Source organism: Bartonella sp. AA9NXGY (genome assembly GCF_042196845.1).
Taxonomy (GTDB): domain Bacteria; phylum Pseudomonadota; class Alphaproteobacteria; order Rhizobiales; family Rhizobiaceae; genus Bartonella.
In genome coordinates, this window is sequence record NZ_JBHIRB010000004.1 from 79,805 (window position 1) to 105,735 (window position 25,931).

Consider the following 25,931-nt stretch of genomic DNA (forward strand, 5'->3'; position numbering starts at 1 on the left):
TATCAGGTGCATGCGCCGGCTGAAATGCTTGAAGTGGGGGGAAGAGGGGACGCCGTTGGATTGTTGAAGTGGTGTGGTTTTTGTCGTTAAGGGCAAAGGGGGACTTCTTAAAACGCAAGAGGCTTGTTTGTTGCGGGCTCGTGAAGCCCTGTCAAGTGCGTGCGCCGGCTGAAATGCTTGAAGTGGGGGGAAGAGGGGACGCCGTTGGAATTGTTTCTTGTATTGGCTGTACGCACATAATATCATGCCTATAGTTTCAAACGTCCCCTTATGAAAAATCTCATACCCTCAATATGGGTCATCAATAACTGGTAATCACATTAAATACGTCTAGAAATATGAAAATAAGGATTATGGTATTTTAATACCACGTTTTTCACGACTTTTTTTATTTATTAATTTCTTTATTACATTTTTGAATTGCTAAGTTTAGTCCTGTAAGCGCTTTACGGTACAGTTTTCGATATTTAATGGTAGAATAAACAAGCCAAACGGATAATGTTATTATTGCACAACCGACAATGATCCCTAGAATGCGCCCTAATATTATAGCTTCAGTCATTTTCTCTCCTTATTATATTTTGATTAGCAACCGCTTCGTCTAGTTGTTTCATTACTTTTTTCAGTTTCTTCTTTACTATGATCCGTAGCACCAAAAAGATTGGTATCGAACCATACAGAATTAATGCGCATATCAGCCCGATTGCAGTTACTACATTCATCTGAGGTTTATCCGCACTGCCTAATATTGAGAGAAAAATGTATAAACAGACGCTTATAAAAATTATGAATATAAACTCTCTCAGGGAAACAACACCAGCCTTTAATGTTTCCTTAACTTCTTTTTGGATATCGAGGACTAAGTCCCATTGAGAAGATGTATCATTTTGTTCTTTTGGTGATGCATTTGATAGGTTTGGTTTTGTCATGTGGATATTCGTTTGTTTCTTGAAGGTTTTGTCTTTTGATAAAGCGAATAACTCAGTTTCTCAGACTATGTTTATGAAATGAAAAAAGATTTCTGTAGTTGTTAAAATGATAATACGAATGACTTGCTACGTCTGTAGCGCATCTTCCCTTTATTATTATGAGGCATGTACAATTTTTCGTGCCGCTGTATAAAAGATTCGTTTTGTGAGTACAATTATATTTTATCACTAAACTATAGGCGAAGAGGCATTTAATATTGAAGTGTTTATGCCGGTTGAATTTACTTAAGAAAAGCTTGATTGTTGATTGATCGGCACAGAAATCTTCGTCCTTGAGCGCGGTTAGGCGCGCAAATTTGAATAATGTAACTTTATAGGGGAAAGAACGAAGGCGATAGACATAACGGAGGTCACAAATATTACAAATGTTAAAGTGAGTGATATTTTAAGCGGTTGGTGTTTTAGCGTGTAAGCTAAATTTACGGTTTTCTTTCAGTGTGGAGTGTATGTACATCTGCTCTTTTAAGCCTTATCGCGAAATGAAATAAGGAGAGACGCTTCAAGCCCTAGAAAATACAACACAGGTAATATCGCCTTATGAGGGGAGAGAGGATATTGCTATGATGGATAAGCTTAGTACTGTAATTATATCTTTGACATGAAACTCAAGGGGTGGTGCGGAGCGGCGCTTGGCACTTTTGTGAAAGAATGAACACAAGAAGGGAGACTAGAGGCAATGAGAACGCATTGTTAGAATGCTCTCTATAGGCCGCAAGAGGTAAGTTTATCCTCTAAAGGTTGGAATTAAAAGGCTTAAAGATTGGCATTAAAAGAAAAATGAAGGGGCTGCGTATGTTATGGGGGAATATTTATGCTGTGGGAGGTGGAGGGGTAGTGAAGTTGGGGGCTGGTGGATTATTTTTAGCCGGGGGGATATTTTTGAGAAAAGGAAGGGGAGAAGAGCTAGGGGGTGGAGTTGAAGGGTTGGGAGCGCTTGTTGTACTGCTTGGATATTGGTGTGGAGTGAAGCTTTGTTTTTGAGGGCGGATGAGATGTTCGTGTAGGATGAAGCGGTTTGGAGGGGGAAGAGGTGATGTTTTTAAGAGAGAAGGAGCTTGTAGGAGGGCTTCACGCCCTTTCAGGGGAGAATTAAAAGGTTAGGGGCGCTTTTGAAGCCGATGGATATCGGTGTGGGGGGAGAGGTTGTTTTTTCAGTTCATTTGGGGGAAAAGTGTGAAAAAGTATTTGTATATATGTGGGCTTAAGATTTGTTGGCTGGTCCCAGTAATTGGATGATATGCCCCATTTTGCGGTTGGGGTGAACAGTGCTTTTGCCATATAAATGGATCGAGGTGCGCTCTTGCTTCAGAAAATATTTTAACGTGCTAAAATTGTTACCAATAAGATTGGTCATTTGGCAATCGCTATGGCGATAGGGACTGCCTAAGGGAAGTCCGCAAATAGCACGGATATGCTGTTCAAATTGTGAAGTTATGCATGCCTTTTGTGTCCAATGACCAGAATTATGGACACGCGGTGCTAATTCATTCACTAAAAGATGACCATTCGTTAAGACAAAAAGTTCAATACAAAGAACACCAACATAATCGAGGGCATCCATGACTGTTACACTGATTTCTTGAGCTGCTTTTTGCACGTCAAGTGGAATATGTGATGGAACAAAGGATTTATGAAGAATTCCATTTTTGTGTTGATTTTCAGGGCAGTCATAAAAAATATGTTCTCCTTGTTTTGTACGTGCCGAAAGAACCGAAATTTCCGATAAAAAAGGGACTATTTCTTCTAAAATACAAGGCTGTTCCTGAAAAGTCCTTAAGGCTTCGTCAAGGGTTTGTTCATCTGGGTGATCAAGCTTGATCTGGTTTTTTCCGTCATAACCAAAACGACGCGTCTTTAAAAGACCACGTCCGCCTAAGGTATCAAGAGCGGAAAGAAGAGAAGAAGAATTGTCAACAGCGTGCCATAACGCGGTGCCAATCCCTTGATCACGCAAAAATTGCTTCTCAAAAAGTCGATCTTGCGTGATCTCTAATGCTTTGGAAGAAGGATAAACAGGCTTACTCTTTTCTACATATTGAACCGTTTGAAGCGAAAGATTTTCAAATTCATAGCTGACAACATCACACTGAGAAATAAAATGATCTAAAGCTGATATATCGTCATAGGAGGAAACAATATGGTTGTTTGCTGTTTGAGCGGCTGGGCAATCGGCTTCAGGGCAAAAAATAACGGTTCGAAATCCTAATTCTGCGGCCGCTATGGCGAGCATCCGCGCTAATTGTCCCCCCCCGATTAAACCAATGACGCTGCCTGGAGGTAACATGGTGAAGGGAGTGGTGTTGGACGAGGTGGTGTTGGAGGGAGTGGTGTTGGAGGGAGTGGTGTTGGAGGGAGTGGTGTTGGAGGGGGTGGCGTTGGATGAGGGGGGGGTGGAAAACGGTGCCATTTTAAACCTCCGTTACAGGCGTTTGGGCGACATTGGCTGTTTGTTGTTGACGCCAATCTTCTAATCGTTGGGCGAGATCATGGTCATAAACGGCCATAACGGCTGCGGCTAAAAGGGCTGCATTAATTGCGCCTGCTTTGCCAATTGCTAATGTGCCGACGGGTATCCCTGCTGGCATTTGTACGATTGAAAGCAAAGAATCTTGACCAGAAAGAGAGTGAGAATGCACTGGAACGCCAAAAACAGGAAGAGGAGTAAGGGCTGCTAACATACCTGGAAGATGCGCTGCCCCCCCCGCACCGGCAATTAAAACTTTAAACCCTGCTTCTTTTGCTTCTTTGGCAAATTGATAAAGGCGTTCAGGAGTTCGGTGTGCTGAGACAATATGCGAACTATGAGAAATACCAAGATTCGTCAAAATATCTGCACTATGGCACATCGTTTGCCAATCCGATTGGCTCCCCATTAAAATCGCCACATCACATGATTTTTTCATCATTCTCTATCCTTTTCAAAGGTTCAATGCGATTCTTTATCATTATTTTTTTAAAGTTTTATATTCTTTTTGCAAAGCCAATTGATGACAGAGAAACAGTTATTTTTCAAATAAGGCGGAAAGCTAAAAATTTAAAGGGGATCTCGAGAGATGAAAAACTAAAGTATTGAAGGCATGAAGCACTTCTTGTGAGGGGGAGGGCAATGTCACGGGGTGGCATGGGACCCATGAGGCTGTTGAGCTTGCGGTATTGTCTTTTATTTAAGATAAGAGGGAAAACTGTATTGGGGAAAAGCCATTGATTATAAGTTTTTTTTAAAAAATGTCTTATTTTTTATTTGCTAAAATAAACAAGATCACCATATGATATAAAATCTGTTGCAATTTGAAACATTGCTTATGAGAAAAAGAGATTTTTATGTCAAAAATGTGTTGCAAAATGAGGATATTCTTTTGAGAAAAAAAGAGATGTATATCTCTCAATTTCAAAGCCTATTTATTTTGTTGTTCAAGTGATTCTTTTGTGAGTGGGGGATATAATCTTTATAGGGGATATAATCTTTATAATTGTCGATATATCTTTAACAATGGCTGATATAAGGGGAAGCGAATAATCAACGCTTTTGTGCTTTTAACGCTTTTGTTGAGATGTGCTTCTGAGCGATTATATCGTTTTTTCACTTAAATATAATGGCAATATCAATCGCGAGTGACGAATTGTGAATAATAAATCCATGGTCTCTTTTTTGCCCAATTTTGTAATATGGTGAACGCTGAAATAAATAAGAGTTAAACAACGGATGTAAAGGAGATTTAAAAGCTATGTTTCTTCCATTTTTAATCGCTTTAGGTACTGCAGTAACGACTATGTGTGGTAAAAAAAATATAAGTTATGCTTTGTGGGTAATTTTATTCGTTGTCATTCTTCTCACTTTCAATCATCACGCAACTTCTACTTTAAATTTATCTTTTTGAGAGAATAGCCATGGAACATGTTGAACAAAAAAATCCTCACTTCGTCATCTTTATGAATACGCTAGGACTCTTTGGGTTATCTATTGTCTTGGTGGTGGCTTTTTATTATCAATTGGTAAAGTTTGAGTTACCTTGTCCCCTTTGTTTGCTGCAGCGCGTTGGATTGATGCTGGCAGGTTGTGGGTTCTTACTCAATATTCACCATAAGGTGAAAAATACCCATTATGGTATGGTTATTCTTGGTTGTATGGTAACCAGTGCTGTGGCAGCACGGCAAGTGTTTTTGCATATCACACCCGATGATTTAGGATATGGTTCAACGTTCTTTGGATTGCATTTTTATACTTGGGCTTTCATTATTTCTGTCCTTTGTATCTTTGCTGTCTCATTTGTCATGATTTTAGGCGAATTGGCACACAAGTTCAAAGAATTTTCTCCTTTTCCAGCCTTGAGTAAAACGGCAAGTTTCTTATTTGTGTTTTTGATTGCGGCAAATTTGATTTCTACCATACTGGAATGTGGTGGTGGACAGTGTGCCGATGATCCTGTAAGGTATGAATTGTTATCAAATTGGTTCCCTTCACAGTCTTGAAATTTTTTAATAATCCCTCATCATAATTTTTATTGTTAAAGAGGCGGAAATATTTAAGAATCCGCTTCTTTTTTATTTATTGGGAAGACATTTCAGCAAGATTGTTCGATAATCTGATCTTTTATACCAACGCTGGCTTTTATGAGCGCTGGCGATTGATATTTTTTTAGCGAAGACTTGTACTGTGAACCTTTTATGCTGTCTTTTGAGAGAGATGAAGGGATTGATTGGCTTGGAGGCGTTTGTAGAAGAAGCCCCGGACTTTTGAACCGCGTAGGTTAAGAAGCCTCGTTTTTTAAAGGTGTATTAACGATAAAAATTTTTTGTTCTTGATTTTTCTTAACATTGTGTTAAATTGATCTTTGTATTCATTTTGGTGCTTCTAAAGCGTTTTTATTGCTTCTAGAGGGATTAATTTAAAATTTTGAAAGTTATGTGAATAATTTTCTGCAGAGGTTTGTTTATTAGAGGCAAACCTTTTTTTTTATCTAAGTTTTAGATGTTTTCTTTCAGTGTGAAGCCTTTTTTAGAAAAAGGTAAGCGTCTTGATGATGACTCTCTTCTTTATTAATATATTGATTTATAATAATAAATAACCATTTTTTTACCGTGAAGCGCGTTGCTGAATATAATAAAATTTTTCATCACCAGTTCTCTCATATTAAATCAATTAAAATTACTTGGCTTATACATCATAAGTGGTGGGGCGTGCATGTGGGTCAAAACTGTACAAGAAAGGCATGCCTTTAATGAATTATCTCTTGAACCGAAGGCTGTCTGCAACATTGGGAGCTGGCAGAGTTTTTGTGATGATGCCGGCCTTGCTCTTCCATAAGCGTAAACGTGTTTTTCCATAAGCGTAAAGATAGGGGAGGGCTGAAAGGATTTTATATCCTTCATGGGGGCTTACCATTTCTTTACGGGCGGCGTTTTGCAAAATGGGTGTGATGAGCGTTGAGAGATCTTTCTTTAAAACAAGCGCGTGAATATGCAACACAAGTCTATTCCTTTTGGTGCGTTTTGTATTACGAAAAAAATTGATTTATAAGAAGGAGTTATCGTTGTGGATGTTGAACGAGAAAAACGAAAAGCTTCTCTCATTTCAAACTTTCTTATAGTCAATTAATTAAATGTGCTCTTCTACGTTACAAAAAAGCACTGGGTGTAAATAAAAATTCTTTTAAAAGTCGTAAAATGCTTCTTATGCACTCTTTTGATCGCTAGAATTTGTCGAAAAATTTTATGCTGCTCAATACGATAATAGGGCGGTTTATATCTATGATTTAAGTGAAAATAGGGGGAGTTAGATGAAAAGGGAGGTGAGATTTTAATGACAGTTGTTGAAAACGTTATTGTGTAATGCATTTTTTACAGATTTTCTGCTTTCTGTAAATATGTAAAAGCGTAAAAACGGAAATGTGCAAAAAAGGAAGCTGGGACTTTATGCGTGGTGTATGATTTTATCATGGCATGGAATGTGGAGAGAAGATTGGGGTGTGGGGATGAAGAGTTTTATGAAGGGGGGAAGCTTGGATGAAGAGGCGGGTGTGTTGACGAGAGAGGAGAGAGGGGTGGGGAAAGTTGTTTTTGAAGTGGGATTGACCGGTGCTTTGCGTGATCTTACTTTAGGGTGGTGAAGGGGCAAGAATATTTTAAAATAGGACGTATCTGTCGCGTTTGATGCAACATTATCCTTTGTGGTGTCGTGATCTGAAATCAGCAGGGGAATTGGCTAGAGTAAGAAGCTGTATTGTTGACAAACCTATGTTTACAAAGTGGTGTGGGGGGGAATTTGAAAGTTTCATTTGGCTGCTTTCTGTAAATGTGGAGAAGCATCAAAACGTTGATCCGTAAAATAAAAACGTATATCCGTAAAATGATGCGGAGGATTTATGCTTTGTGTGCTCTTTTGCTTAATCAGAAATCAACCATAAGATTGCTTTTTGTTTTTTCGGCTGGAGCTCTCTAAAATTTTTCAAAAGGGAATGTTCTTTTTCGCTGTATGTTTCTTGATCATAGTGTGCGGCATGTGTTGAAAGATTTTCTTTTGTGGCAATATCTGCATAAAAAAAGCTTATGGGAACATCCAGTTTTTGGGCGATTTTGAGTAAACACCCTGCGCTTACACGATTGAAGCCTTTTTCATATTTTTGGATTTGTTGGAAACTGACACCTAAATAGCTTCCTAATTCTTTTTGGGAAAGTCCCATGGAAATGCGTCTATGACGAATTCTTTTGCCTATCAGAATATCGATAAAATTTGGATTTTTGGTTTGCACTTCAAGCCCCCCTCCGGTTGCGAGCGCCCTCGCATTGGTATTCCGGGAGTCAAAAATACTGAACCTAAATCAGCTTTTTGCTTTTAGTGCTCATCGCACCTGGACATAGCAAAAACTCCCGGAATTCCGGGATACCCACAAAAGTGGGATAAATTCATGTTTTAGGTTTCGGGTTTTTGATCCCCTATTGATCGTTGCGTAGACGACCAAAATTACAGTATTCATTTATAAGGCAATTTCAGAAAATTGGCAAGAGAAATCAAAATAATCTCAAAGTCTATAAGATTGGGTACTTTTTAAAAAAGTGCGAAATATGGATTATAAATCGCGTCTTTTGCTTAATCAGAAATGTCGATAAAATTTGGATTTTTAGTTTGCACTTCAAGCCCCCCTCCGGTTGCGAGCGCCCTCGCATTGGTATTCCGGGAGGTTGGATTCACTGAACTTAAACAGTCTCTTGTTTTTAGTGCTTAAAGCACTTGGACATAACAAAAGCCCCCGGAATTTCCGGGATACCCGCAATGCGGGATAAATTTATGTATTAAGCTTTCGGGCTTTTAGCTCCCTATTTGATCGTTGCGTGGACGATCAAAAACACGTGCTTATCAATAAAGTAATTTCAGGAGATTGGCAAGAAAAATCAATATCCCATAAAATGGCGTGATTTGGAGGGGTATGGAGTGCTGGTTTGAATTTGACTTAAGGGGGTATATGAATGGAATAATATTAATTGTTACTCTTTTGCTTAATCAGAAATCAGCCACAAGATTGCTTTTTGTTTTTTCGGCTGGAGCTCTCTAAAATTTTTCAAAAGAGTGTGTTCTTTTTCGCTGTATGTTTCTTGATTGTGGTGTAAGAGAGTGTCTTTTGTGGGAAGATTTTCTTTTGTGGCAATGTCTGCATAAAAAAAGCTTATGGGAACTTCCAGTTTTTGGGCGATTTTGAGTAAACACCCTGCGCTTACACGATTGAAGCCTTTTTCATATTTTTGGATTTGTTGGAAACTGACACCTAAATAGCTTCCTAATTCTTTTTGGGAAAGTCCCATGGAAATGCGTCTATGACGAATTCTTTTGCCTATCAGAATATCGATAAAATTTGGATTTTTGGTTTGCACTTCAAGCCCCCCTCCGGTTGCGAGCGCCCTCGCATTGGTATTCCGGGAGTCAAAATACTGAGCTCTAGTCAGTTTTTTTGCTTTTAGTGCGGAAACGCACCTGGACATGGCAAAAACTCCCGGAATTCCGGGACACCCACAAGAGTGGGCTCATTTTACGCTAGAGCTTAGGGTTTTTGAATCCCTCTTGATCGCTGCGTAGACGATCAAAATATCTTTTAAGTGATAAAGTAATTTCAGAAGATTGGCAAATGAAAATAGTTTTTATTTATAAACTTTATTTTTTAATGAGAGGCTTTCCGCCTCTCAAACTCTCCGGAACGCTCACCAAAATCATGAGATCAGACCCGCGTTTAATGAGGGGACTAACAATCCTAGGTTCTTAAGGTCAAGGAGACCATTACATGGCGCCTAACGGCGTCCTTGACCCCCAGAACTTAACGGCTTGTTTTGTCCCTCTCACGCGGCTCCGAAATCATGATTAGAAGGGGAGCTTATAGGGGGAGTGATATCAGGCATATCAATTTATCAAGGTGTTTTTAGAGTGTATGATGAGTATTTTAGGCTGGATTTTTTTGTCGCGTTTGATGAAATAATCTCGTTTGAGGGGTGATCTGAAGTGCTTGGGGGAGATTGGCTAGGCAAGAAGCTGGGGTAATACTATTGTTTATAGAGTGGTGCGGTGTGGAAGTTTCATTTGGCTTTATTCTGTAAATATGTAAAAGCGTAAAAACGTATATTCGTGAAAAGGAGTAGAGGATTTGTGCATTGTGTATGCTTTTGGCATGGCATGGAATGTGGTGAGATAAATGGGGGAAAGAGTTTTTGTGAATGGAGTGGTAAGCTGGGATGAAGCGGAGGGAGATTGAAGGGAGAAGAGAGTGTGGGGGCGGAATAGGAATGAACAGACTAGAGGGGGGTAAGAGGCGGTGGTGCGAAGGGATGCGTAAAGGATGGTGTGAAGGAGATAGCGCTTTGTTTTTATGGTACTTGATGAAGTGGTGTCATTTGAGGGGGGCTGAAGTCCGTGAATGTGGGGTGATCTGAAGTGCTTGGGGAGATTGGCTAGGCAAGAAGCTGGGGTAATACTATTGTTTATAGAGTGGTGCGGTGTGGAAGTTTCATTTGGCTTTATTCGGTAAATACGTAAAAGCGTGAAAACGGAAATGTGTAAAAAAGGAAAAGGCTTTATGTCGTTAGAGGCGTTGTGGTTAATGATACGCAATGTATAGGGATCGTGTTTTCGAAGGTAGGAAGAACAACATAAATGGAAAGAGTGGCTTAGAGGAAGCGTGTGAAGAGAGAGAAAATGGGGAAGGCTGTATGGGAAATGCGTAGAGTATGAAGTGTGGGGCAGTGAAGCATGTTGTGAATGGTGTGTGAAGAATGGAGAAGGTTTTTGAGAAAAGGAAGGGCTTCTGGCGTGGGGGGAGTGGTGTTTATCTGAAGGGCACATGTTTAAGGTGTGGAAGGTGAGGAAAAGTTGGAGAGAGGATGATTGTGAGTAAGTTGTGGAGGGATTAGTCAGAGGTGTTGGGAAAATGCTTTAGGGGAAAAAATTAGCGTAATTTCTTGTCACACTGAAACCAAAATCATCATAAAAATTGAAGGAAATTAGCGGGTAAAATTGGTGGAAAAAAAGTTTTGATTCTTAAGGTGTGGGATGACGTTTTTTGAGAACATGAGAGAGTAAACTTGAAAAACCTTTCCCTTTTTGTGGAATTTTTATTCACAAACTTAAGAAAATAGGATATGAACGCTGGAAATAACGCGCAGCTTAACAAAATATGTGCACTGTAAAGGAAATGTTTGTTTATGTCAAAAGAAGAAGTTTTAGAATTTTCTGGTATCGTTACTGAACTCTTACCTAACGCGATGTTTCGTGTGAAACTGGAAAATGATCATGAAATTATTGCTCATACCGCTGGTAGAATGCGGAAAAATCGTATACGGGTGTTGGCCGGTGATAAAATCATGGTGGAAATGACACCTTATGATTTGACAAAAGGGCGTATTACATATCGCTATAAGTAGCCTCGTGGGTGGCTTGCACTTTTTTCTAAAAGCTATCATATTATTTCTATTATTTTTTAACAGTTTTTTAGTTTGCTTTTCATGAGTGAAAAAAGGGGAGTGTTTGAAGAGCCTTGAAAAACTGTAAAATCGATGCGGAAAAAGGATAAGGAGATCAATAGCGCTTAAAAGGGAGGCTAAAGGGGCGCTTAAAAGGGGGTGAGAGGGAAGTCAATTGTGAAGGGGTGGAAATGAGAAATATAAGAGAGTGGGGGGAAAAACGTTTGGCAGATACTCTTACAGAAGAAATTCATTTGGTGCTTGCCTCCGCTTCGCCAAGGCGTTTAGCGCTCTTGGCACAAATAGGGATTGATCCCCAGCAGGTTTATGCAAGCGATATTGATGAAACGCCAAAATTAAAAGAACATCCTGCAAACCTTGCCAAACGTTTGGCAAAAGAAAAAGCACTGAAAGCCCAAAAAATTTTGCGCTGGTACAGTCAGAATGGTCAAGACGAGTTGCAGAATGGTCAAGAAAAATTACCTGGACAGAAAATGATTATCTTGGCGGCTGATACGGTGGTGGCTGTTGGGCGGACCATTTTCCCCAAACCAGAAAGCGAGGATGAGGCTTATGAATGTTTACGATACCTTTCTGGGCGTTCGCATAAGGTCTATGGTGCCATTTGTGCGCTCAATGAACGTGGAAAAATAACCGTAAAATTGGTTGAAAGTCGTGTTCGCTTTAGACGCTTAACCTCTGCCATGATGAAGGCTTACCTTGCTTCAGGAGAGTGGCAAGGGAAAGCTGGTGGCTACGCTATCCAAGGAAAAGCAGGGGCTTTTGTTGTCCATATCACGGGTTCTTATTCTAATGTTGTGGGATTGCCTTTGGCTGAAACAGCCGATCTCTTGACCGCTTATCACTATCCACTTTTCACTCACTGGGCTGAACAAACGCATTAGAAAAACTTTAAGGTAAGATCAATGCAAGGTGAAAAGCAACAAAAAGAGAAAAGCAAAAATGAAAAAAAAGCAACAGAAGAAAAGTTAATGAAGAAGCCAATGACAAAGGTGTGCCAAGAACAAAAAGAGCTAAATTTGCAAAAAGAGACCCGTCCTCCACATCCTTGTCCTATTTGTGGTCAGATGTCACAAAAATCTTCTTATCCTTTTTGTTCCACACGGTGCCGAGCTATTGATCTTAATCGTTGGCTTTCAGGCTCTTATATTTTACCACCCCCACCACAAGTAAGTGATGAAGAAGAATAAAGAGTTCTCTTGAGAAAAGAACGCTAAAGCGTTTTTTGTGTGGAAACTGAAGGGGAGGCGCGCGGGATTATCGTAAATGTATTTAAGAGCTGGATTAACGGCTTGCTTATTATCGTCATTCGCAAAGACGCAGATTAAGTTCAATCAACGATGGAAGTTTTAATACATATCTAAGACTTATCTCCAGAGGTTTTGTTTACCATGGATAATTATAAATTGCTTTGTTGCATGAAGGTCGATGGAGCTTTGTTGCGTGAAAGTTGTTGGTGCCTTTAGGGTGTGAGGAAAAATTGATAGTCCAATCAGTATTGCTAACGAAAAAAGAGGGGTGCGTGTTTTGGTGCAAAGAGACGTGGTAATAAAAAGTTGCTTGTTGGTGCTTTGTTGCGTGAAAGTTGTTGGTGCCTTTAGGGTGTGAGGAAAAATTGATAGTCCAATCAGTATTGCTAACGAAAAAAGAGGGGTGCGTGTTTTGGTGCAAAGAGACGTGGTAATAAAAAGTTGCTTGTTGGTGCTTTGTTGCGTGAAAGCTGTTGGTGCCTTTAGGGTGTGAGGAAAAATTGATAGTTCAATCAGTATTGCTAACAAAAAAGAAGGGGTGCGTGTTTTTGTGCAAAGAGACGGGGCAGTAAAAAATCGCTTGTTAGTGCTTTGTTGCGTGAAAGTTGTTGGTGCCTTTAGGGTGTGAGGAAAAATTGGTCATCTAATCAGTATTGCTAACGAAAAAGAAGGGGTGCGTGTTTTGGTGCAAAGAGACGGGGTAACAAAAAATAGCTTGTTGGTGCTTTGTTGCGTGAAAGTTGTTGGTGCCTTTAGGGTGTGAGAGAAAAATTGGTCATCTAATCAGTATTGCTAACGAAAAAGAAGGGGTGCGTGTTTTGGTGCAAAGAGATGGGGCAGTAAAAAATCGCTTGTTAGTGCTTTGTTGCGTGAAAGTTGTTGGTGCCTTTAGGGTGTGAGGAAAAATTGATAGTTCAATCAGTATTGCTAACGAAAAAGAAGGGGTGCGTGTTTTGGTGCAAAGAGACGGGGCAGTAAAAAATCGCTTGTTGGTGCTTTTGCTGGGTAATGGCGTGGTGTCATTTGGCGGTTGGATTGATTATATCGTGATTTTGACCGTATCTGTGTTCACGTGGAAAGCTGATCAATATGACGTCGCTTTTATTGGAGCGGCAACATTATTACCTGGTATCGTTCTGTCTAAGCCAATTGGAATGTTGGTAAGTCACCGTTCTATGATCCATTGGTTGCGGGCGTCACTGCTGTTACGGGCACTCTGTACTGTCGGTTTATTGATGGCGACGAGTCTGCAAGGATTTATTATACTGGCAGTTATTCGAGCGACATTCAACAGTCTAGCCATGCCTGCAATTTCCGTTCTTAGTGCAAATTCGGTGCCTGAAAACGGACGGACTCGTTACTATTCTGTGCTTAACATGATTAATAGCGCAGCAAAGATGATCGGACCTGCTTTGGGGAGTGCTCTGTCCATACTTTTATCAGATACCTATACTTTATTGTTTTCGGGATTTTTGACATTCCTAGGCTTTATGGTGTTTTGTTGTCTTGGTGCACAACCTGTCTCGTCGCTCATGATAAAAACAGCGAATACCATAAAATCAAAGCAGAGGCTTTATGGGACAACTTGGTATGCCTATGTGGCGGTGATGTTTGTGTATTTTGCCATGATCTTTATGGTGAATAATCAGTTGCCGGTTATTCTTAGTGCAATGAAAATGAATAAACAGGCTCTTGGGATGCTGGTATCGGCTTCGGCAATCGGTAATTTTCTCTATGGATTTTGGAGTGTGAAACAATCAAAGCATAAACCCCTTACAGGCAAAATATCAGAGTTGTTAATGCCGGCAATGTCAACAATGATTGGTTTTGTCATGATCTCAGTGTGCTTTTTTTACTTTGATTTACTCCGTATTGAGACTTTGTTGCTCTGTTTTTTCCTTATTGGAATGGTTAGCGCTTACTTTTCCATATCTTCTAATGTTTATCTGGTAAGCAATTTCAATGAACAGATTGGATTGGCTTCCGGATGGGTGCAGTCTATACAAAATTTAGCTATGTTGGTGGCGCCGTTTGTTGGAGCGTTTGTTTTAGGTCACACTTCGGCTGGAAAATTGTTCCTTCTTTCTGGATTGAGTGGATTATGCTGTTTATTGGCTATCAGGATATTGCTGAACCGTTCTTTGTTAATTGTTCGATCTCAATGATTGGCTCATCAATAAAACAAATGTTTTAAATCATTTTTCTGAGATTTAGAGGACGTGGAGATAATCCAACATAGAGCAGCTTTTTTGACGTTATAGGTTTAATCTTTGATTTTTACTTAACCGCTCATATTTTTTTTCGGGGCTTTGCCTTCTTGACGCTGTTCTACCGTCTCGTAAACGCAATAGGGGGCATGGTTTTGAGTAACAATGTCATTTTTGTTTAACTCCGCTTTGCTACGAATAGCCAAACTTAAAAAACTCAGCTGCCAATCCTTAATCAGCTTGACTTGAAGCAATAATGGAAACAGAAAACGAGGAGCTATAGTGTGAATTATCTTATATGCCGTAAAATATCATTCTTGGAGGTATGGTGATATCAGGTATGGGAAACTTTAGGCAGGGGGTATGTTAATTGTTGTGCTTTTGCTTAATCAGAAATCAACCACAAGATTGCTTTTTGTTTTTTCGGTTGGAGGTCTCTAAAATTTTTCAAAAGAGTGTGTTCTTTTTCGCTGTATGTTTCTTGATCACGGTGTGGGGTATTTTCTTTTGTTGAGAGATCTTCTTTTGTGGCAATGTCTGCATAAAAAAAGCTTATAGGAACTTCCAGTTTTTGAGCGATTTCCAGTAAACATTTGGCACTTACACGATTTAAGCCTTTTTCGTATTTTTGGATTTGTTGGAAACTGACACCTAAATGGCTTCCTAATTCTTTTTGGGAAAGCCCTATTGAAATGCGTCTGTGACGGATTCTTTTGCCTATCAGAATGTCGATAAAATGTGGATTTTTAGTTGGCACTTCAAGCCCCCCTCCGGTTGCGAGCGCCCTCGCATTGGTATTCCGGGAGTCTGAAAACACTGACTTGACTCAGCTTTTTGCTTTTAGTGCGGAAACGCACCTGGACATAACAAAAACTCCCGGAATTCTAAGGATATTCGCAAAAGTGGGCTCAATTGTACGTTAGGGTTTAGGGCTTTTAGTTCCCTGTTGATCGCTGCGTAGACGATCAAACTTACGATATTTATTCATAAGGCAGTTTCAGAAGGTTGGCAAGAAAAATGAAAAATTTTCTATTCTGTTATACCGTAAAACGGCGCTATTTGAAGGAGGAGTGAAGAGCTTGAATATTCAGGGTAGGGCTTGATTTGTTGAGCCTGATGAAGTGCTGTCGTTTGAGGAGGGTAGTCTGAAGACTGTAAGGGGACTAGGCAAAAAGCTGGGTTCGTTTTCAGAACAGTGTTTACAGAGCGGTGCGGGGTGGTGATGTGGAAATTTTATTTGGCTGACTTCTGTAATAACGTAAAAGCGTTAAAACGTATATCCGTAAAATGATGCGGAGGATTTGTACTGTGTGTATGCTTTTATCATGGCGTGGAATGTGGTCAGAAAACTAGGGGACGCATTTGTGAATGGAGCGGGGAAAGCTGGGATGAAAAGGGGTGTTAAATGCATTTTCTGGAGAAGAGTATGTGGAGAATATTTGGAGGAAGGGCTTATTTGTCTTGTCTGATAAAGCGCGTCTTTTGAGGGGTGGTGATAATTATATGAAGTGATCAGTAGTCCTTCCCTAGATAAGAAGCTGGATTGTTTACGGACCAGTGTTTATCGAGCGGTGTGGGGTGGTGAATCTTTCGTTGGCTGTTTTCTGTGAATGTGTAAAAGCGTAAAAATGTGAATCTGTAAAAGTGAAGAGGAGGATTTATGGATTTATGCATTGTGCGTGTTTTGGGGTCACGTTGGGCTTTTGCATGGATGGGGTGAGATAAATGGGGAGAGAACGAGAGCTTGTTAATCGAGGAGGGAAGCTGGAATGAAGAGTGCTGTAAGTCGTGAATGTGTGATGGGAGAGAAAAAGGAGTGCGTGGAATGGGAGAGTGCCTATGGACAAGGGGGAGGGTGTGGATAAGAGGCGGGGTAGTGCAGAGGGATGCGTGAAGGGATGGTGTGAGGGTGATAGAAGAGGGAGGTGAGGATTTTATTAAAGGGTGTTGTGGTTTTGAAAGAGGATGAGAATGGAGAAAATGCGCTGGAAAGTATGATGATGAGGTGAGCTAAAGGGATGAGAGCAGGGCTCGAAAAAATAACTGGGAAAGGGAGCCGTGGTGGGGAAATGAAAAAAACTTCCTCACCCCCATTTATTTTTAAAGGGGAGTGAGGGGCTTATCAAGAAGAAAAAAATTAGTTTCTTTTCATAATTTTCCAAGTTTTTCCATCAGACATATACATAATCTTTTGACCCGTGGTTATCTTTTGTGTGCCGTGAGTGGTGTGAAGCGTAGAACTGAAAGCCGCTAGATGATCTATAAAGATTGATTTCCACTTAAATGAAGCAGGAGATGGAAAAAAGATATTGGGTGCCCAAGAACGATCTTTTGAACGAATAACGACAAGCTCTTTTTGTTTCAAAACGTTAGAAATTGTTTCTGCAGACAGATCTTTCCCATTGGAAATGGGGACTTCTGGTTTAGCTGTAGGCGAGGCTAAACCTCCAAAGTTGCTTATACTTGTCATACAAAAAGTGAACGTACATGATGTTTGGATGAGGTCAGAATCTCGACACTTTCCTTGATTAGAAACTTTCAGACTCCCTTCGTGTAGCTTGTTTTGTTTTAAGCCATTAGGATCAAAAAAAATCGAACTTTGCGGACTTAAATCATAACAGGAGGAAAGATGTCTCTTCCAACGAGAATGGTCTTCAACAAAACTTGAAGATTTACGGAGTTTGCCAAATGTATTTGGTACTTCTATGGTCCCAATATTCACTTTTTTACCCGTTGTAAAATCGACTACTTTCGCTGTAACTAGATTCTCATTTTTTTCAACATATAATCGATATCTGCGTCCCATCTCCCATGGAAAGTTAATTTCACATCGTACTCCTGAACCTTCCTGAGTAAAATGCTTACATTTATCACCCTTCCATCCCGTTGCATTCCAGATAGAAAAATGAATGGTACGGCTGCTCCTGTTGAAAAAACCAATTTGTCCACTTTTTCCGTTTTGGAATTCAAATTTATTTCCCCAGAAATAGATGGAGTTAGGCCCACCATCGTAATTTACTTGCTGGGTGAACACAAATAGATCAAATAATGCATTTTCAGGCCATTCATGCTCTATTGTAATAACTTTGCCGGCAAAAACGGCATAGCTTGGTTTACTTATTAGAAGGAATAAAAGTATCAAAATAACCTTTTTTACAGTATGGTACATACTCAAATCCTCTATCTTAATAAAAATAGTGTAACTTTATAAGTATTAAAGCACATATTCAATGTTTTGTTAAGTAAAATTAGAGAAAATACTTTAATGTTTACTCTAAACTATATGCTGTAAAGACTACTTTGTTTAAAGTGTTTTTGCATGCTCCTTTTCTGCTGTTCAAATTTAAGTTTTAATGGTGGAATTTAGGGGTGATGGTTTAAAAGGGGGAGTGATGATGGGGGTATAAGAAAAGTTGCGGTTTTTATTTAAATGATAGCGTATTTTTTTTCTCCCTCTTGCTATGAGGCTTGTAGAAACCCATATTCTTTTTAGCACTATGGTTCTTCTTCTTGCTGCTTTTTTCGCGGTGTTTTTTAGAGGCTGGAAAATCCTTTCTGGATGTTTCTTTTGTGGAATATTGGAGAGGTTAAAGTGTGGTGATGGCTTGAGATTTAAGGAAAAAAAATGAACTTGGAAAAATATAGCGAACGCGTGCAGGGTTTTTTACAATCAGCACAAAATAGCGCTCTTGCTTCTGATCATCAGCAGTTTATGCCGGAGCATTTCCTGAAAGTGTTGTTAGACGATTCTCAAGGATTGGCTGCATCGCTTATCCAAAACGCTGGTGGTGATCTTACTCTTATTCAAAAGGCGCTAAAAGAAGCACTTGATGCTTTGCCTAAAGTGCAGGGGGGAAATGGACAGCTCTATCTTTCGCAGCCATTGGCAAAAGTTTTCGCACTGGCTGAGGATATTGCGAAAAAAGCCGGTGATCAGTTTGTGACCGTGGAGCGCATGTTGCAAGCGCTGATCATGGAAAAGACCGCAAAAACAGCCGATATTTTAACAAGTGGAGGATTGACCCCGCAAGCGCTTAATCGGGCAATTAATGCGCTGCGGAAAGGAAAAACAGCAACAAGCCCCCATGCTGAAGGACAATATGATGCCTTGCAAAAATATGCCCGGGATCTCACAAAAGATGCCCGTGAAGGAAAACTCGACCCTGTGATTGGGCGGGAAGAGGAAATCCGCCGCACTATTCAGGTGCTTTCACGGCGGACCAAAAATAATCCCGTGTTGATTGGTGAGCCTGGGGTGGGGAAAACAGCTATTGTGGAAGGGTTGGCATTGCGCATTGTTAATGGCGATGTGCCTGAAACTTTGCGGGATAAACAGCTTCATGCGTTGGATATGGGAGCGCTTATCGCTGGTGCAAAATATCGTGGGGAATTCGAAGAGCGCCTTAAAGCGGTGCTGGCAGAGGTGCAAGCCGAAAATGGACAAATTATCCTCTTTATTGATGAATTGCACAATCTTGTTGGCGCTGGAAAATCTGATGGTCCTATGGATGCTTCTAACTTGTTAAAACCTGCTCTTGCACGCGGAGAACTCCATTGTGTGGGCGCTACTACGCTCGATGAATATCGAAAATATGTCGAAAAAGATGCTGCTCTTGCACGCCGCTTCCAACCTGTCTTTGTACCTGAACCCTCTTTGGAAGATACTATTTCTATTTTGCGCGGTATTAAGGAAAAATATGAACAACATCACAAAGTGCGCTTGGCTGATAGTGCTTTGATTGCGGCGGCGCGTTTGTCTAACCGCTATATTACAGATCGTTTCTTGCCGGATAAAGCTATTGACCTTATCGATGAAGCGGCGGCGCGTTTGCGCATGCAGGTCGATTCAAAGCCGGAAGAACTCGATGCTGTTGATCGGCGTATTTTACAGTTGAAGATCGAACGGGAAGCTTTGAAAACAGATGTCGAGCCAACAGCAAAAGAACGGTTGGAAAATGTGCAGGAGGAACTCAAAACATTGGAACAACAGTCCGCTGAGATGACAAGTGCTTGGCAGGCTGAGAAACAAAAATTAGGGCATGCTGCTGATTTGAAAAAACAACTCGAAGAAGCTCGTAATGCTTTGGCTATTGCACAACGTGATGGACAATTCCAACGCGCTGGAGAGCTCGCTTATAGCGTTATCCCTGAACTCGAAAAACAATTGAGTATTGCGGAAAATGATGACCAACAAAATCATCTCGTTGAAGAGACTGTTACTGCTGAACATGTGGCGCGGATTGTTTCACGCTGGACCGGTATTCCTGTTGATCGAATGCTGGAGGCAGAACGGGAGGCGCTGTTGCGGATGGAAGATGAAATTAGCAAACGTGTGATTGGGCAGGGAGAGGCTGTGCAAGCTGTTTCTCGTGCTGTACGCCGCGCGCGTGCAGGGTTGCAAGATCCCAATCGTCCGCTTGGCTCTTTCATGTTTTTGGGTCCTACTGGTGTGGGGAAAACCGAATTAACCAAAGCTCTTGCCGCTTTTCTTTTCCAAGACTCCAATGCCATGTTGCGCATCGATATGTCGGAATATATGGAAAAACATGCTGGGGCGCGGCTGATTGGGGCACCTCCTGGATATGTTGGATATGAAGAGGGGGGGGTGCTGACCGAAGCTGTACGTAGAAGACCTTACCAGGTCATTCTGTTTGACGAAATTGAAAAAGCACACCCTGATATTTTTAATCTCTTGTTGCAAGTGTTGGATGAGGGACGCTTGACTGATAGTCAAGGACGTACCGTCGATTTTCGCAATACCTTGCTGATTATGACTTCTAATCTTGGTGCTGAGTTTTTAACTGCTTTGCCTGAAGGGCAAACAACCGATCAGGCAAAAAATGATGTTATGAATGTCGTTAAAGCGGCTTTCCGTCCTGAATTTTTAAACCGTATTGATGAGATTATTCTCTTTCAAAGGCTGCAACGTCACGATATGGAAGCTATCGTCGATATTCAGATAGAACATTTGCAAAATTTGCTCAATGAACGCAAAATAACTTTGCAAATCGAGCCAGAGGTGAGAAAGTTTCTTGCCGATAAGGGCTATGATCCCCTTTATGGTGCGCGTCCCCTTAAACGGATTATTCAAAAAGAAATTCAAGATCCATTGGCGGAAAACATCTTATTTGGAAAAATTCACGATGAGACGACGGTGAAAATTACAAAACAAGGAGATCGGTTGGAATTTTTGCCTGAAGATTAAGTTTGGAAAAATTCATGGTATAAAGGGCGGTGATAATCCTATTATGTGATAAACACCGCTCTTTGAGGCGTGCTGATTTAGAAAAATTCACGATGAGACAGCGGTATTTTATTGCAAAGCAAAGGGAGTGGCTGGTGTTTTTGCATGTTAAATCAGCGTTTTCGAATATCGTAGGATTCTTTTACTTCTGTTTGTCGTGAAAACTATTTTCTTGCAATTTTATAAGTGAAGTCACAAGCGGGATTGCTTTATTGCTTTGTGCGTAAAAACGTTAGAGAGAAATGCCGTTTATCCGCCGTAAAACATTGCTCTTTGAAGGGGTGTGGGGAGCTGATCTGAATTTGACTTAAGGATGTTTCGTTGTTTGATATATTAACAAATAATGTTGATCGTTGTGCTGTTGCTTAATCAGAAATTAGCCACAAGATTGCTTTTTGTTTTTTCGGCTGGAGTTCTCTAAAATTTTTCAAAAGGGTGTGTTCTTTTTCGTTATAGGTTTCTTGATTGTGGTGTAAGAGAGTTTCTTTTGTTGAGAGATCTTCTTTTGTGGCAATGTCTGCATAAAAAAAGTTCATAGGAACTTCTAGTTTTTGAGCGATTTCTAGTAAACATTTGGCACTTACACGGTTTAAGCCTTTTTCGTATTTTTGGATTTGTTGGAAACTGACACCTAAATGGCTTCCTAATTCTTTTTGGGAAAGCCCCATGGAAATGCGTCTATGACGGATTCTTTTACCTATTAAAATGTCGATAAAATGTGGATTTCTAGTTGGCACTTCAAGCCCCCCTCCGGTTGCGAGCGCCCTCGCATTAGTATTCCGGGAGCCTGAAAGCACTGACCTCGAATCAGCATTTTGCTTTTAGTGCTCATCGCACCTGGACATAGCAAAATCTCCCGGAATCCCGGGACACCCACAAAAGTGGGTTCATTCTTATGTATCGAGGTTTCGGGCTTTCAGTTCCCTATTGATCGTCGCGTATACGACCAAACTCACCCTTTAAGTAATAAAGTAGTTTCAGAAAATTGGCAAGAAAAATCAAAAATTTTCTATTCTATTATGCCGTAAAACACTGCTCTTTTAGGTGGAGTGAAGAGCTAGAATATTTGAGGGCAGGGCTTGATTTATTGAGCCTGATGAAGTGTTGTCGTTTGAGGGGGGGGGCTGAAGATTGTAAGGGTACTGGGCAAAAAGCTTTGTTCGTTTACAGACCCGTGTTTGCAGAGCAGTGCGGAGTGGTGGTTTGGAAGTTTCGTTTGGCTTTGTTCTGTGAATATGTAAAAGCGTGAAAACGTATATCCGTAAAATGATGCGGAGGATTTGTGGATTTATATATTGTGCGTGTTTTTGGTCACTTTGGGCTTTTGGGGGCGTGGAATGTGGTGCGAGAATTGGGGGGAAGTGTCTTCGTGAATGGAAGTTTAGAGGAAGAGTGCTGTTAAGTTGTTAAGTGTGTGACGGGAGAGAAAAAGGGGAATGGAGGATGAAGAGAGTGCGCATGGATAGGAGGAGATGTGGGTAAGGCGGTGGTGCAAAGAGATGCGTGAAGGATGGCGGTTTTTAAGGAGATAGGGCTTGATTTGTCGAGCCTGATGACGTGCTGTCGTTTGAGGGGCGGGTCTGAAGACTGTAAGGGTACTAGGCAAAAAGCTGGGTTCGTTTATAGACTATTGTTTATAGAGCGGTGCGGAGTGGTGGTTTGGAAGGTTCGTTTGGCTTTGTTCTGTAAAGATGTAAAAGCGTAAAAATGTGAATCTGTAAAAGTGAAGTGGGGGGATTTGTGGATTATATATTGTGCGTGTTTTTGGTCACTTTGGGCTTTTGGGGGCGTGGAATGTGGTGCGAGAATTGGGGGGAAGTGTCTTCGTGAATGGAAGTTTAGAGGAAGAGGGGTGTTCAGTTGTTAAGTGTGTGATGGGAGAGAAAAAGGAGGAATGGAGGATGAAGAGAGTGCGCATGGATAGGAGGAGAGTGTGGGTAAGGCGGGTGTTGCAAAGAGATGCGTGAAGGATGGCGGCTTAAGAAGATAGGGCTTGATTTGTCGAGCCTGACGAAGTGCTGTCGTTTGAGGCGTGGGTGGGTGTAAGCTTTATTTTGTGGGGAAAGCTGCTTTTTGACGTGGGATTGTAGATTAGTGCTGGTTGGGAATTTTCATTCTTTGAAACGTGGGGCGGAGGTCAATGTACTAATATAGCAGATTGTGATCTCATAATTTTTACATTCTTTCTTTTTTAAAGATATTACTTGATATTAGAGTAAATGCTTATATCAAGAGGAGTATTTCTTTAAAAATTTTCACTTAACTTATTAAGCGATTTATTAGAATAAAAGACTCTTCTGAAGTTCATATCACCAATTGTATCGAAGGAAGTATAACTTTAAGTGTAGAAAAGTTTAATATCGGATGGTTGATATGAATTTGTTTTTAAAAAAGAGTCCATTAGCTCTTTTTTGCTCTCTCTTTATTTCCAAAGTTGGTGATTATGCTTATGAAGTTGTTTTTATTTTACTGGTCTTAGAATTAACAGATAACACCTTTTTTACAGGTCTTGTGTATTTTTTTCGATTTATCCCTTTTCTCTTTTTTGGCCCTATAGGAGGTTGGTTAGCGGATAATTTTTCTTTGAAGAAAAATATGATCTTAAGTGAAGTTGTTAGATTATTAGCTTCATTGTTTGTTTTTATAACTTATATAACAGGTACGGCACATATCATTGTTCTTATTTTTGCAGCAATATGTACAACGATAGGAAGAAGTATTTTCCAACCAAGTTTTCAAGCTGCTATTCCCAGAATGTTTTCAATAAAAGATCTTACAAAGGCCAATAGCATTGCTCAAATTATCATGGAAACGGCAGCCGTCATTGGCCCTTTGGTTTGTTCCATACTGCTTTTTTTAGCAAATAAATCGGCAGTACTCATTTTTGATTTTTTTACCTATTTTATATCTATTATCATGTTATTTAATCTCATGAATTTAAATTCAAGCGAGAATAAATCATTCAATTTTATAAAAATTTATCGAGAAACAGCTTCATATCTTAAATATATTTCTACAGAACATAATAATTTATTTATTACGCTCGTTGGCTCGTCGTTTGCTATTCTCTTTACGGGTGCAATTTTAAGATTTTTAATTCCAGCTTTTGTTCTCTCTATAGGGGGAGAGGAAAGCTTTGTGAGTTATATTTTTTCTCTCATGGCTGTTGGAACTATTGTTGGTGGTTTGTTATATAGTAAAATTATATTAAATATTACTTCGTTGAAGCTCATGATATTTTGGCTTCTTTATGGGGTTATTCTGTTTGTTATGCCCTTAGCTGCGGAAATTTATTTAAAATTCCTTCTCGTGTTAGCATTTGTTCTAGGATTTATTGGTGCCTTTGTGGATATTGGTTTAGTTTCAGCTATTCAATTATATTCTCGTCGTGAAGATTTTGGTAAGAGTTTTGGAACCTTTTCAACTTTAGCAAACTCTGCGGAAGCAATGTCTGGCTTTATTGCTGGACTTTTGGCACTCGTGGGATTGTTAAGCTCTTTTTTAGCTATGTCCGCATTAATTATTTCCACCGGAATTATTGGCGTTGTAAAAATTAAGAAAAATAAAGAGTTAACACCTCTTAACACGACAGTCGATGACGACCATTGATATATTTGATATCTCCATGCCGTTTCTTTTTTCTAAAGACGGTTCGCTCATTATCTTATTCATGAGGTAAAAACACCGCTCTTTGAAGGGGGTGATCTGAAACGAATGAGTGGTCAGTGGTGGAAATTTGCTAGGCAAGCATTTGAATTCTTTACAGACCGTTGTTTATAGAGTGGTACGGGGTGGATGAAGCTTTCCTTGGCTTTGTTCTGTAAATGTGGAGAAGCGTAAAAATGTGAATCTGTAAAAGTGAAGCGGAGGATTTATGGGGTCATATATTGTGCGTGTTTTTTGTCATGATATGGAGGGGTGAGAAGGATTGGGGGAAAGTGTCTTCGTGAATGGAGGGGAAATGAAGGGTGCTATGCGTTGGTTTATGTAATGCAACACACCATGAAAGTAAGTATACATATACTATATGCTTTACATGTGTTTTTTCGTACTTTTAACATATATATTTTGTGTCTTAAACATAAGCTTTGAGTACTATGAGAGATGGTGGTCGTTTTTTAAACAAGCGAGAAAGTGATTAACTAATGCTTGATAGTAAAGCAGTATGTTGTTAAGGCTATTCTTTGAAAGGAGGCTCTTATTTCTGGTGTAGGAGCTTCTCAGAAGAGAATGCAATTAATAGGGGAGTTAAGATGTCAAAATATTTATTTCCGTTACCGCTTGTATTGGTGGCTGGTTGTGCATCTATCAGTAATTATTCATCAAGTTATGTCAGTCCAAATATTACGAAAGATGATGTAAAATTAATTGCTAACGATTTTGTTCGTAATCTTAAAAAACCTTTACCGCCCGCTACAACAACACTTATTGTGAAAAAAAATAAAACAGAAGACAACTTTACTCCTGTATTTATTGATCTCTTGCGACGGAATGGATATAACGTAATCTATACAGATCAACCAAACAAACAGCAAAATGGTGTAATCTTGACTTATCAAATAACGCCAATAAAGACAGGTATCATGTCTATGGTTTCTTATGATGAGGTTGGAGTAACGCGTTATTATATCCGCACTTATAATCGATGAAACCCCTTTGCCGGTTTGTCTCAAAAAAGTAGATAATGAAGAAATGTGTTTCAGGGGAAGTGTTGGGATTAAATTAATCAATAAAAATTTGCAGATATGAAAATTGCATATTCAGATGACAGTTATTCGTCGTCTCGTTTACAATTTCGGTGTTGTAACGAAGAAAGATGTCGTTTTATCTGTTTGCAATTCTTCATGTTCTATCTCAGTTATATAGCGCTTTTATCGTTTCTGTCTTATAGAAAATTACTTTCTGTTCTACGGCTCTATATGCCAATCTAATAGTCAGATCTAAACAATCAAATTCATATGAACTCTTTACAGAAATCTGTTGTTTGAGATTGTTGGAAAGGTGTTTTGTTTTTATCAAATTGTCGCGTGGTGGTTTGGGAGTTTCCTTTGGCTGCATTCTGTGAAGATGTAAAAGCGTAAAAATGTGAATCTGTAAAATGAAGTGAGGGATTTGTGCTTTGTGTGGGCTTTTATCATGGCATGGAATGTGGTGCGAGGATTGGGGGATGTATTTGTGAATGGAGCGGGGAACGCTGGGATGAAGAGTGCTGTTAAGTTGTGAGTGTGTGATGGGAGAGAAAAAGGGGGAATGGAGGATGAAGAGAGTGTGCGCATGGATA

23 protein-coding genes are annotated in these 25,931 nt (G+C 40.0%); 13 read left to right on the forward strand and 10 right to left on the reverse strand.

What is annotated here, in order from left to right:
- Positions 1-388 precede the first annotated feature (388 nt).
- Together ACFIM6_RS03435 and ACFIM6_RS03440 are read right to left on the reverse strand one after the other, a co-directional pair.
- Positions 389-562 carry a hypothetical protein gene (locus tag ACFIM6_RS03435; protein ID WP_375611660.1) on the reverse strand — a complete coding sequence of 58 codons (174 nt, stop codon included), beginning with the start codon at positions 560-562 and terminating at the stop codon, positions 389-391.
- Positions 555-929 carry a hypothetical protein gene (locus ACFIM6_RS03440; protein WP_375611661.1) on the reverse strand — a complete coding sequence of 125 codons (375 nt, stop codon included), beginning with the start codon at positions 927-929 and terminating at the stop codon, positions 555-557. The genes ACFIM6_RS03435 and ACFIM6_RS03440 overlap by 8 nt, the downstream gene beginning before the upstream one ends.
- Positions 930-1,766: 837 nt before the next feature.
- Between ACFIM6_RS03440 and ACFIM6_RS03445 the strand changes: the two genes are divergently transcribed.
- Positions 1,767-1,970 carry a hypothetical protein gene (locus ACFIM6_RS03445; RefSeq protein WP_375611662.1) on the forward strand — a complete coding sequence of 68 codons (204 nt, stop codon included), beginning with the start codon at positions 1,767-1,769 and terminating at the stop codon, positions 1,968-1,970.
- Positions 1,971-2,190: 220 nt separating this feature from the next.
- On the opposite strand, the gene ACFIM6_RS03450 is transcribed toward ACFIM6_RS03445, so the two are convergent.
- Together ACFIM6_RS03450 and purE are read right to left on the reverse strand one after the other, a co-directional pair.
- The gene (locus ACFIM6_RS03450) at positions 2,191-3,396 is read right to left on the reverse strand and encodes a 5-(carboxyamino)imidazole ribonucleotide synthase (RefSeq protein WP_375611663.1); all 1,206 of its coding nucleotides are present in this window, start codon (positions 3,394-3,396) and stop codon (positions 2,191-2,193) included.
- Position 3,397: 1 nt separating this feature from the next.
- Positions 3,398-3,895, reverse strand: coding sequence for a 5-(carboxyamino)imidazole ribonucleotide mutase (gene purE / locus ACFIM6_RS03455; protein ID WP_375610656.1), 498 nt, complete (start codon positions 3,893-3,895; stop codon positions 3,398-3,400).
- 819 nt (positions 3,896-4,714) lie between these two features.
- Between purE and ACFIM6_RS03460 the strand changes: the two genes are divergently transcribed.
- Positions 4,715-4,867, forward strand: coding sequence for a DUF5993 family protein (locus ACFIM6_RS03460; protein WP_375611664.1), 153 nt, complete (start codon positions 4,715-4,717; stop codon positions 4,865-4,867).
- A gap of 10 nt (positions 4,868-4,877) precedes the next feature.
- The gene (locus ACFIM6_RS03465) at positions 4,878-5,459 is read left to right on the forward strand and encodes a disulfide bond formation protein B (RefSeq protein ID WP_375610657.1); all 582 of its coding nucleotides are present in this window, start codon (positions 4,878-4,880) and stop codon (positions 5,457-5,459) included.
- 754 nt (positions 5,460-6,213) lie between these two features.
- Here the strand turns inward: ACFIM6_RS03465 and ACFIM6_RS03470 are convergent.
- Positions 6,214-6,456, reverse strand: coding sequence for a hypothetical protein (locus tag ACFIM6_RS03470; RefSeq protein ID WP_375611665.1), 243 nt, complete (start codon positions 6,454-6,456; stop codon positions 6,214-6,216).
- Between the two features lie 421 nt (positions 6,457-6,877).
- Here ACFIM6_RS03470 and ACFIM6_RS03475 point away from each other — a divergent pair, with 421 nt between their 5' ends.
- Entirely contained in the window at positions 6,878-7,096 is a 219-nt protein-coding gene (locus tag ACFIM6_RS03475; protein ID WP_375611666.1) for a hypothetical protein, read from the forward strand.
- Between the two features lie 276 nt (positions 7,097-7,372).
- On the opposite strand, the gene ACFIM6_RS03480 is transcribed toward ACFIM6_RS03475, so the two are convergent.
- Positions 7,373-7,738, reverse strand: coding sequence for a helix-turn-helix domain-containing protein (locus tag ACFIM6_RS03480; protein WP_375611667.1), 366 nt, complete (start codon positions 7,736-7,738; stop codon positions 7,373-7,375).
- A 745-nt stretch (positions 7,739-8,483) separates the two neighbouring features.
- On the reverse strand, positions 8,484-8,855 hold the full coding sequence (locus ACFIM6_RS03485) for a helix-turn-helix domain-containing protein (protein WP_375611695.1): 372 nt from the start codon (positions 8,853-8,855) through the stop codon (positions 8,484-8,486).
- Between the two features lie 849 nt (positions 8,856-9,704).
- On the opposite strand from ACFIM6_RS03485, the gene ACFIM6_RS03490 reads away from it, so the two are divergent.
- The 5 genes from ACFIM6_RS03490 to ACFIM6_RS03510 all read left to right on the forward strand — a co-directional run bounded on the left by ACFIM6_RS03490 (position 9,705) and on the right by ACFIM6_RS03510 (position 14,364).
- Entirely contained in the window at positions 9,705-9,902 is a 198-nt protein-coding gene (locus ACFIM6_RS03490; protein WP_375611668.1) for a hypothetical protein, read from the forward strand.
- Between the two features lie 768 nt (positions 9,903-10,670).
- Entirely contained in the window at positions 10,671-10,889 is a 219-nt protein-coding gene (gene infA, locus ACFIM6_RS03495) for a translation initiation factor IF-1 (protein WP_004857577.1), read from the forward strand.
- A gap of 230 nt (positions 10,890-11,119) precedes the next feature.
- Positions 11,120-11,833, forward strand: a complete 714-nt coding sequence (locus ACFIM6_RS03500; RefSeq protein WP_375611669.1) for a Maf family nucleotide pyrophosphatase — start codon at positions 11,120-11,122, stop codon at positions 11,831-11,833.
- 21 nt (positions 11,834-11,854) lie between these two features.
- The gene (gene yacG / locus ACFIM6_RS03505; RefSeq protein WP_375611670.1) at positions 11,855-12,139 is read left to right on the forward strand and encodes a DNA gyrase inhibitor YacG; all 285 of its coding nucleotides are present in this window, start codon (positions 11,855-11,857) and stop codon (positions 12,137-12,139) included.
- Between the two features lie 1,016 nt (positions 12,140-13,155).
- Positions 13,156-14,364, forward strand: coding sequence for an MFS transporter (locus tag ACFIM6_RS03510; RefSeq protein ID WP_375611696.1), 1,209 nt, complete (start codon positions 13,156-13,158; stop codon positions 14,362-14,364).
- A gap of 427 nt (positions 14,365-14,791) precedes the next feature.
- On the opposite strand, the gene ACFIM6_RS03515 is transcribed toward ACFIM6_RS03510, so the two are convergent.
- Complete coding sequence (locus ACFIM6_RS03515) at positions 14,792-15,163, reverse strand: helix-turn-helix domain-containing protein (protein WP_375611671.1); 372 nt, start codon at positions 15,161-15,163, stop codon at positions 14,792-14,794.
- Positions 15,164-16,543: 1,380 nt separating this feature from the next.
- Complete coding sequence (locus tag ACFIM6_RS03520) at positions 16,544-17,575, reverse strand: DUF3472 domain-containing protein (RefSeq protein ID WP_375611672.1); 1,032 nt, start codon at positions 17,573-17,575, stop codon at positions 16,544-16,546.
- A gap of 456 nt (positions 17,576-18,031) precedes the next feature.
- Here ACFIM6_RS03520 and clpB point away from each other — a divergent pair, with 456 nt between their 5' ends.
- Positions 18,032-20,611: an ATP-dependent chaperone ClpB gene (gene clpB / locus ACFIM6_RS03525; protein ID WP_375611673.1), complete on the forward strand. Its 2,580-nt coding sequence runs from the start codon at positions 18,032-18,034 to the stop codon at positions 20,609-20,611.
- A 404-nt stretch (positions 20,612-21,015) separates the two neighbouring features.
- Here the strand turns inward: clpB and ACFIM6_RS03530 are convergent, their stop codons facing one another.
- Positions 21,016-21,387: a helix-turn-helix domain-containing protein gene (locus tag ACFIM6_RS03530; RefSeq protein WP_375611674.1), complete on the reverse strand. Its 372-nt coding sequence runs from the start codon at positions 21,385-21,387 to the stop codon at positions 21,016-21,018.
- 1,017 nt (positions 21,388-22,404) lie between these two features.
- On the opposite strand from ACFIM6_RS03530, the gene ACFIM6_RS03535 reads away from it, so the two are divergent.
- The 3 genes from ACFIM6_RS03535 to ACFIM6_RS03545 all read left to right on the forward strand — a co-directional run bounded on the left by ACFIM6_RS03535 (position 22,405) and on the right by ACFIM6_RS03545 (position 25,299).
- Positions 22,405-22,617 carry a hypothetical protein gene (locus ACFIM6_RS03535; protein ID WP_375611675.1) on the forward strand — a complete coding sequence of 71 codons (213 nt, stop codon included), beginning with the start codon at positions 22,405-22,407 and terminating at the stop codon, positions 22,615-22,617.
- Between the two features lie 406 nt (positions 22,618-23,023).
- The gene (locus ACFIM6_RS03540; protein WP_375611697.1) at positions 23,024-24,259 is read left to right on the forward strand and encodes an MFS transporter; all 1,236 of its coding nucleotides are present in this window, start codon (positions 23,024-23,026) and stop codon (positions 24,257-24,259) included.
- Positions 24,260-24,903: 644 nt separating this feature from the next.
- Positions 24,904-25,299 carry a hypothetical protein gene (locus ACFIM6_RS03545; RefSeq protein ID WP_375610669.1) on the forward strand — a complete coding sequence of 132 codons (396 nt, stop codon included), beginning with the start codon at positions 24,904-24,906 and terminating at the stop codon, positions 25,297-25,299.
- Positions 25,300-25,931 lie beyond the last annotated feature (632 nt).

Coding starts and splice junctions, on each gene's coding strand:
- ACFIM6_RS03435 (WP_375611660.1), bottom strand. CDS start 562: ATGACTGAAGCTATAATATTAGGGCGCATTCTAGGGATCATTGTCGGT.
- ACFIM6_RS03440 (WP_375611661.1), bottom strand. CDS start 929: ATGACAAAACCAAACCTATCAAATGCATCACCAAAAGAACAAAATGAT.
- ACFIM6_RS03445 (WP_375611662.1), top strand. CDS start 1,767: ATGAAGGGGCTGCGTATGTTATGGGGGAATATTTATGCTGTGGGAGGT.
- ACFIM6_RS03450 (WP_375611663.1), bottom strand. CDS start 3,396: ATGGCACCGTTTTCCACCCCCCCCTCATCCAACGCCACCCCCTCCAAC.
- purE (WP_375610656.1), bottom strand. CDS start 3,895: ATGATGAAAAAATCATGTGATGTGGCGATTTTAATGGGGAGCCAATCG.
- ACFIM6_RS03460 (WP_375611664.1), top strand. CDS start 4,715: ATGTTTCTTCCATTTTTAATCGCTTTAGGTACTGCAGTAACGACTATG.
- ACFIM6_RS03465 (WP_375610657.1), top strand. CDS start 4,878: ATGGAACATGTTGAACAAAAAAATCCTCACTTCGTCATCTTTATGAAT.
- ACFIM6_RS03490 (WP_375611668.1), top strand. CDS start 9,705: ATGAAGCGGAGGGAGATTGAAGGGAGAAGAGAGTGTGGGGGCGGAATA.
- infA (WP_004857577.1), top strand. CDS start 10,671: ATGTCAAAAGAAGAAGTTTTAGAATTTTCTGGTATCGTTACTGAACTC.
- ACFIM6_RS03500 (WP_375611669.1), top strand. CDS start 11,120: ATGAGAAATATAAGAGAGTGGGGGGAAAAACGTTTGGCAGATACTCTT.
- yacG (WP_375611670.1), top strand. CDS start 11,855: ATGCAAGGTGAAAAGCAACAAAAAGAGAAAAGCAAAAATGAAAAAAAA.
- ACFIM6_RS03520 (WP_375611672.1), bottom strand. CDS start 17,575: ATGTACCATACTGTAAAAAAGGTTATTTTGATACTTTTATTCCTTCTA.
- clpB (WP_375611673.1), top strand. CDS start 18,032: ATGAACTTGGAAAAATATAGCGAACGCGTGCAGGGTTTTTTACAATCA.
- ACFIM6_RS03540 (WP_375611697.1), top strand. CDS start 23,024: ATGAATTTGTTTTTAAAAAAGAGTCCATTAGCTCTTTTTTGCTCTCTC.
- ACFIM6_RS03545 (WP_375610669.1), top strand. CDS start 24,904: ATGTCAAAATATTTATTTCCGTTACCGCTTGTATTGGTGGCTGGTTGT.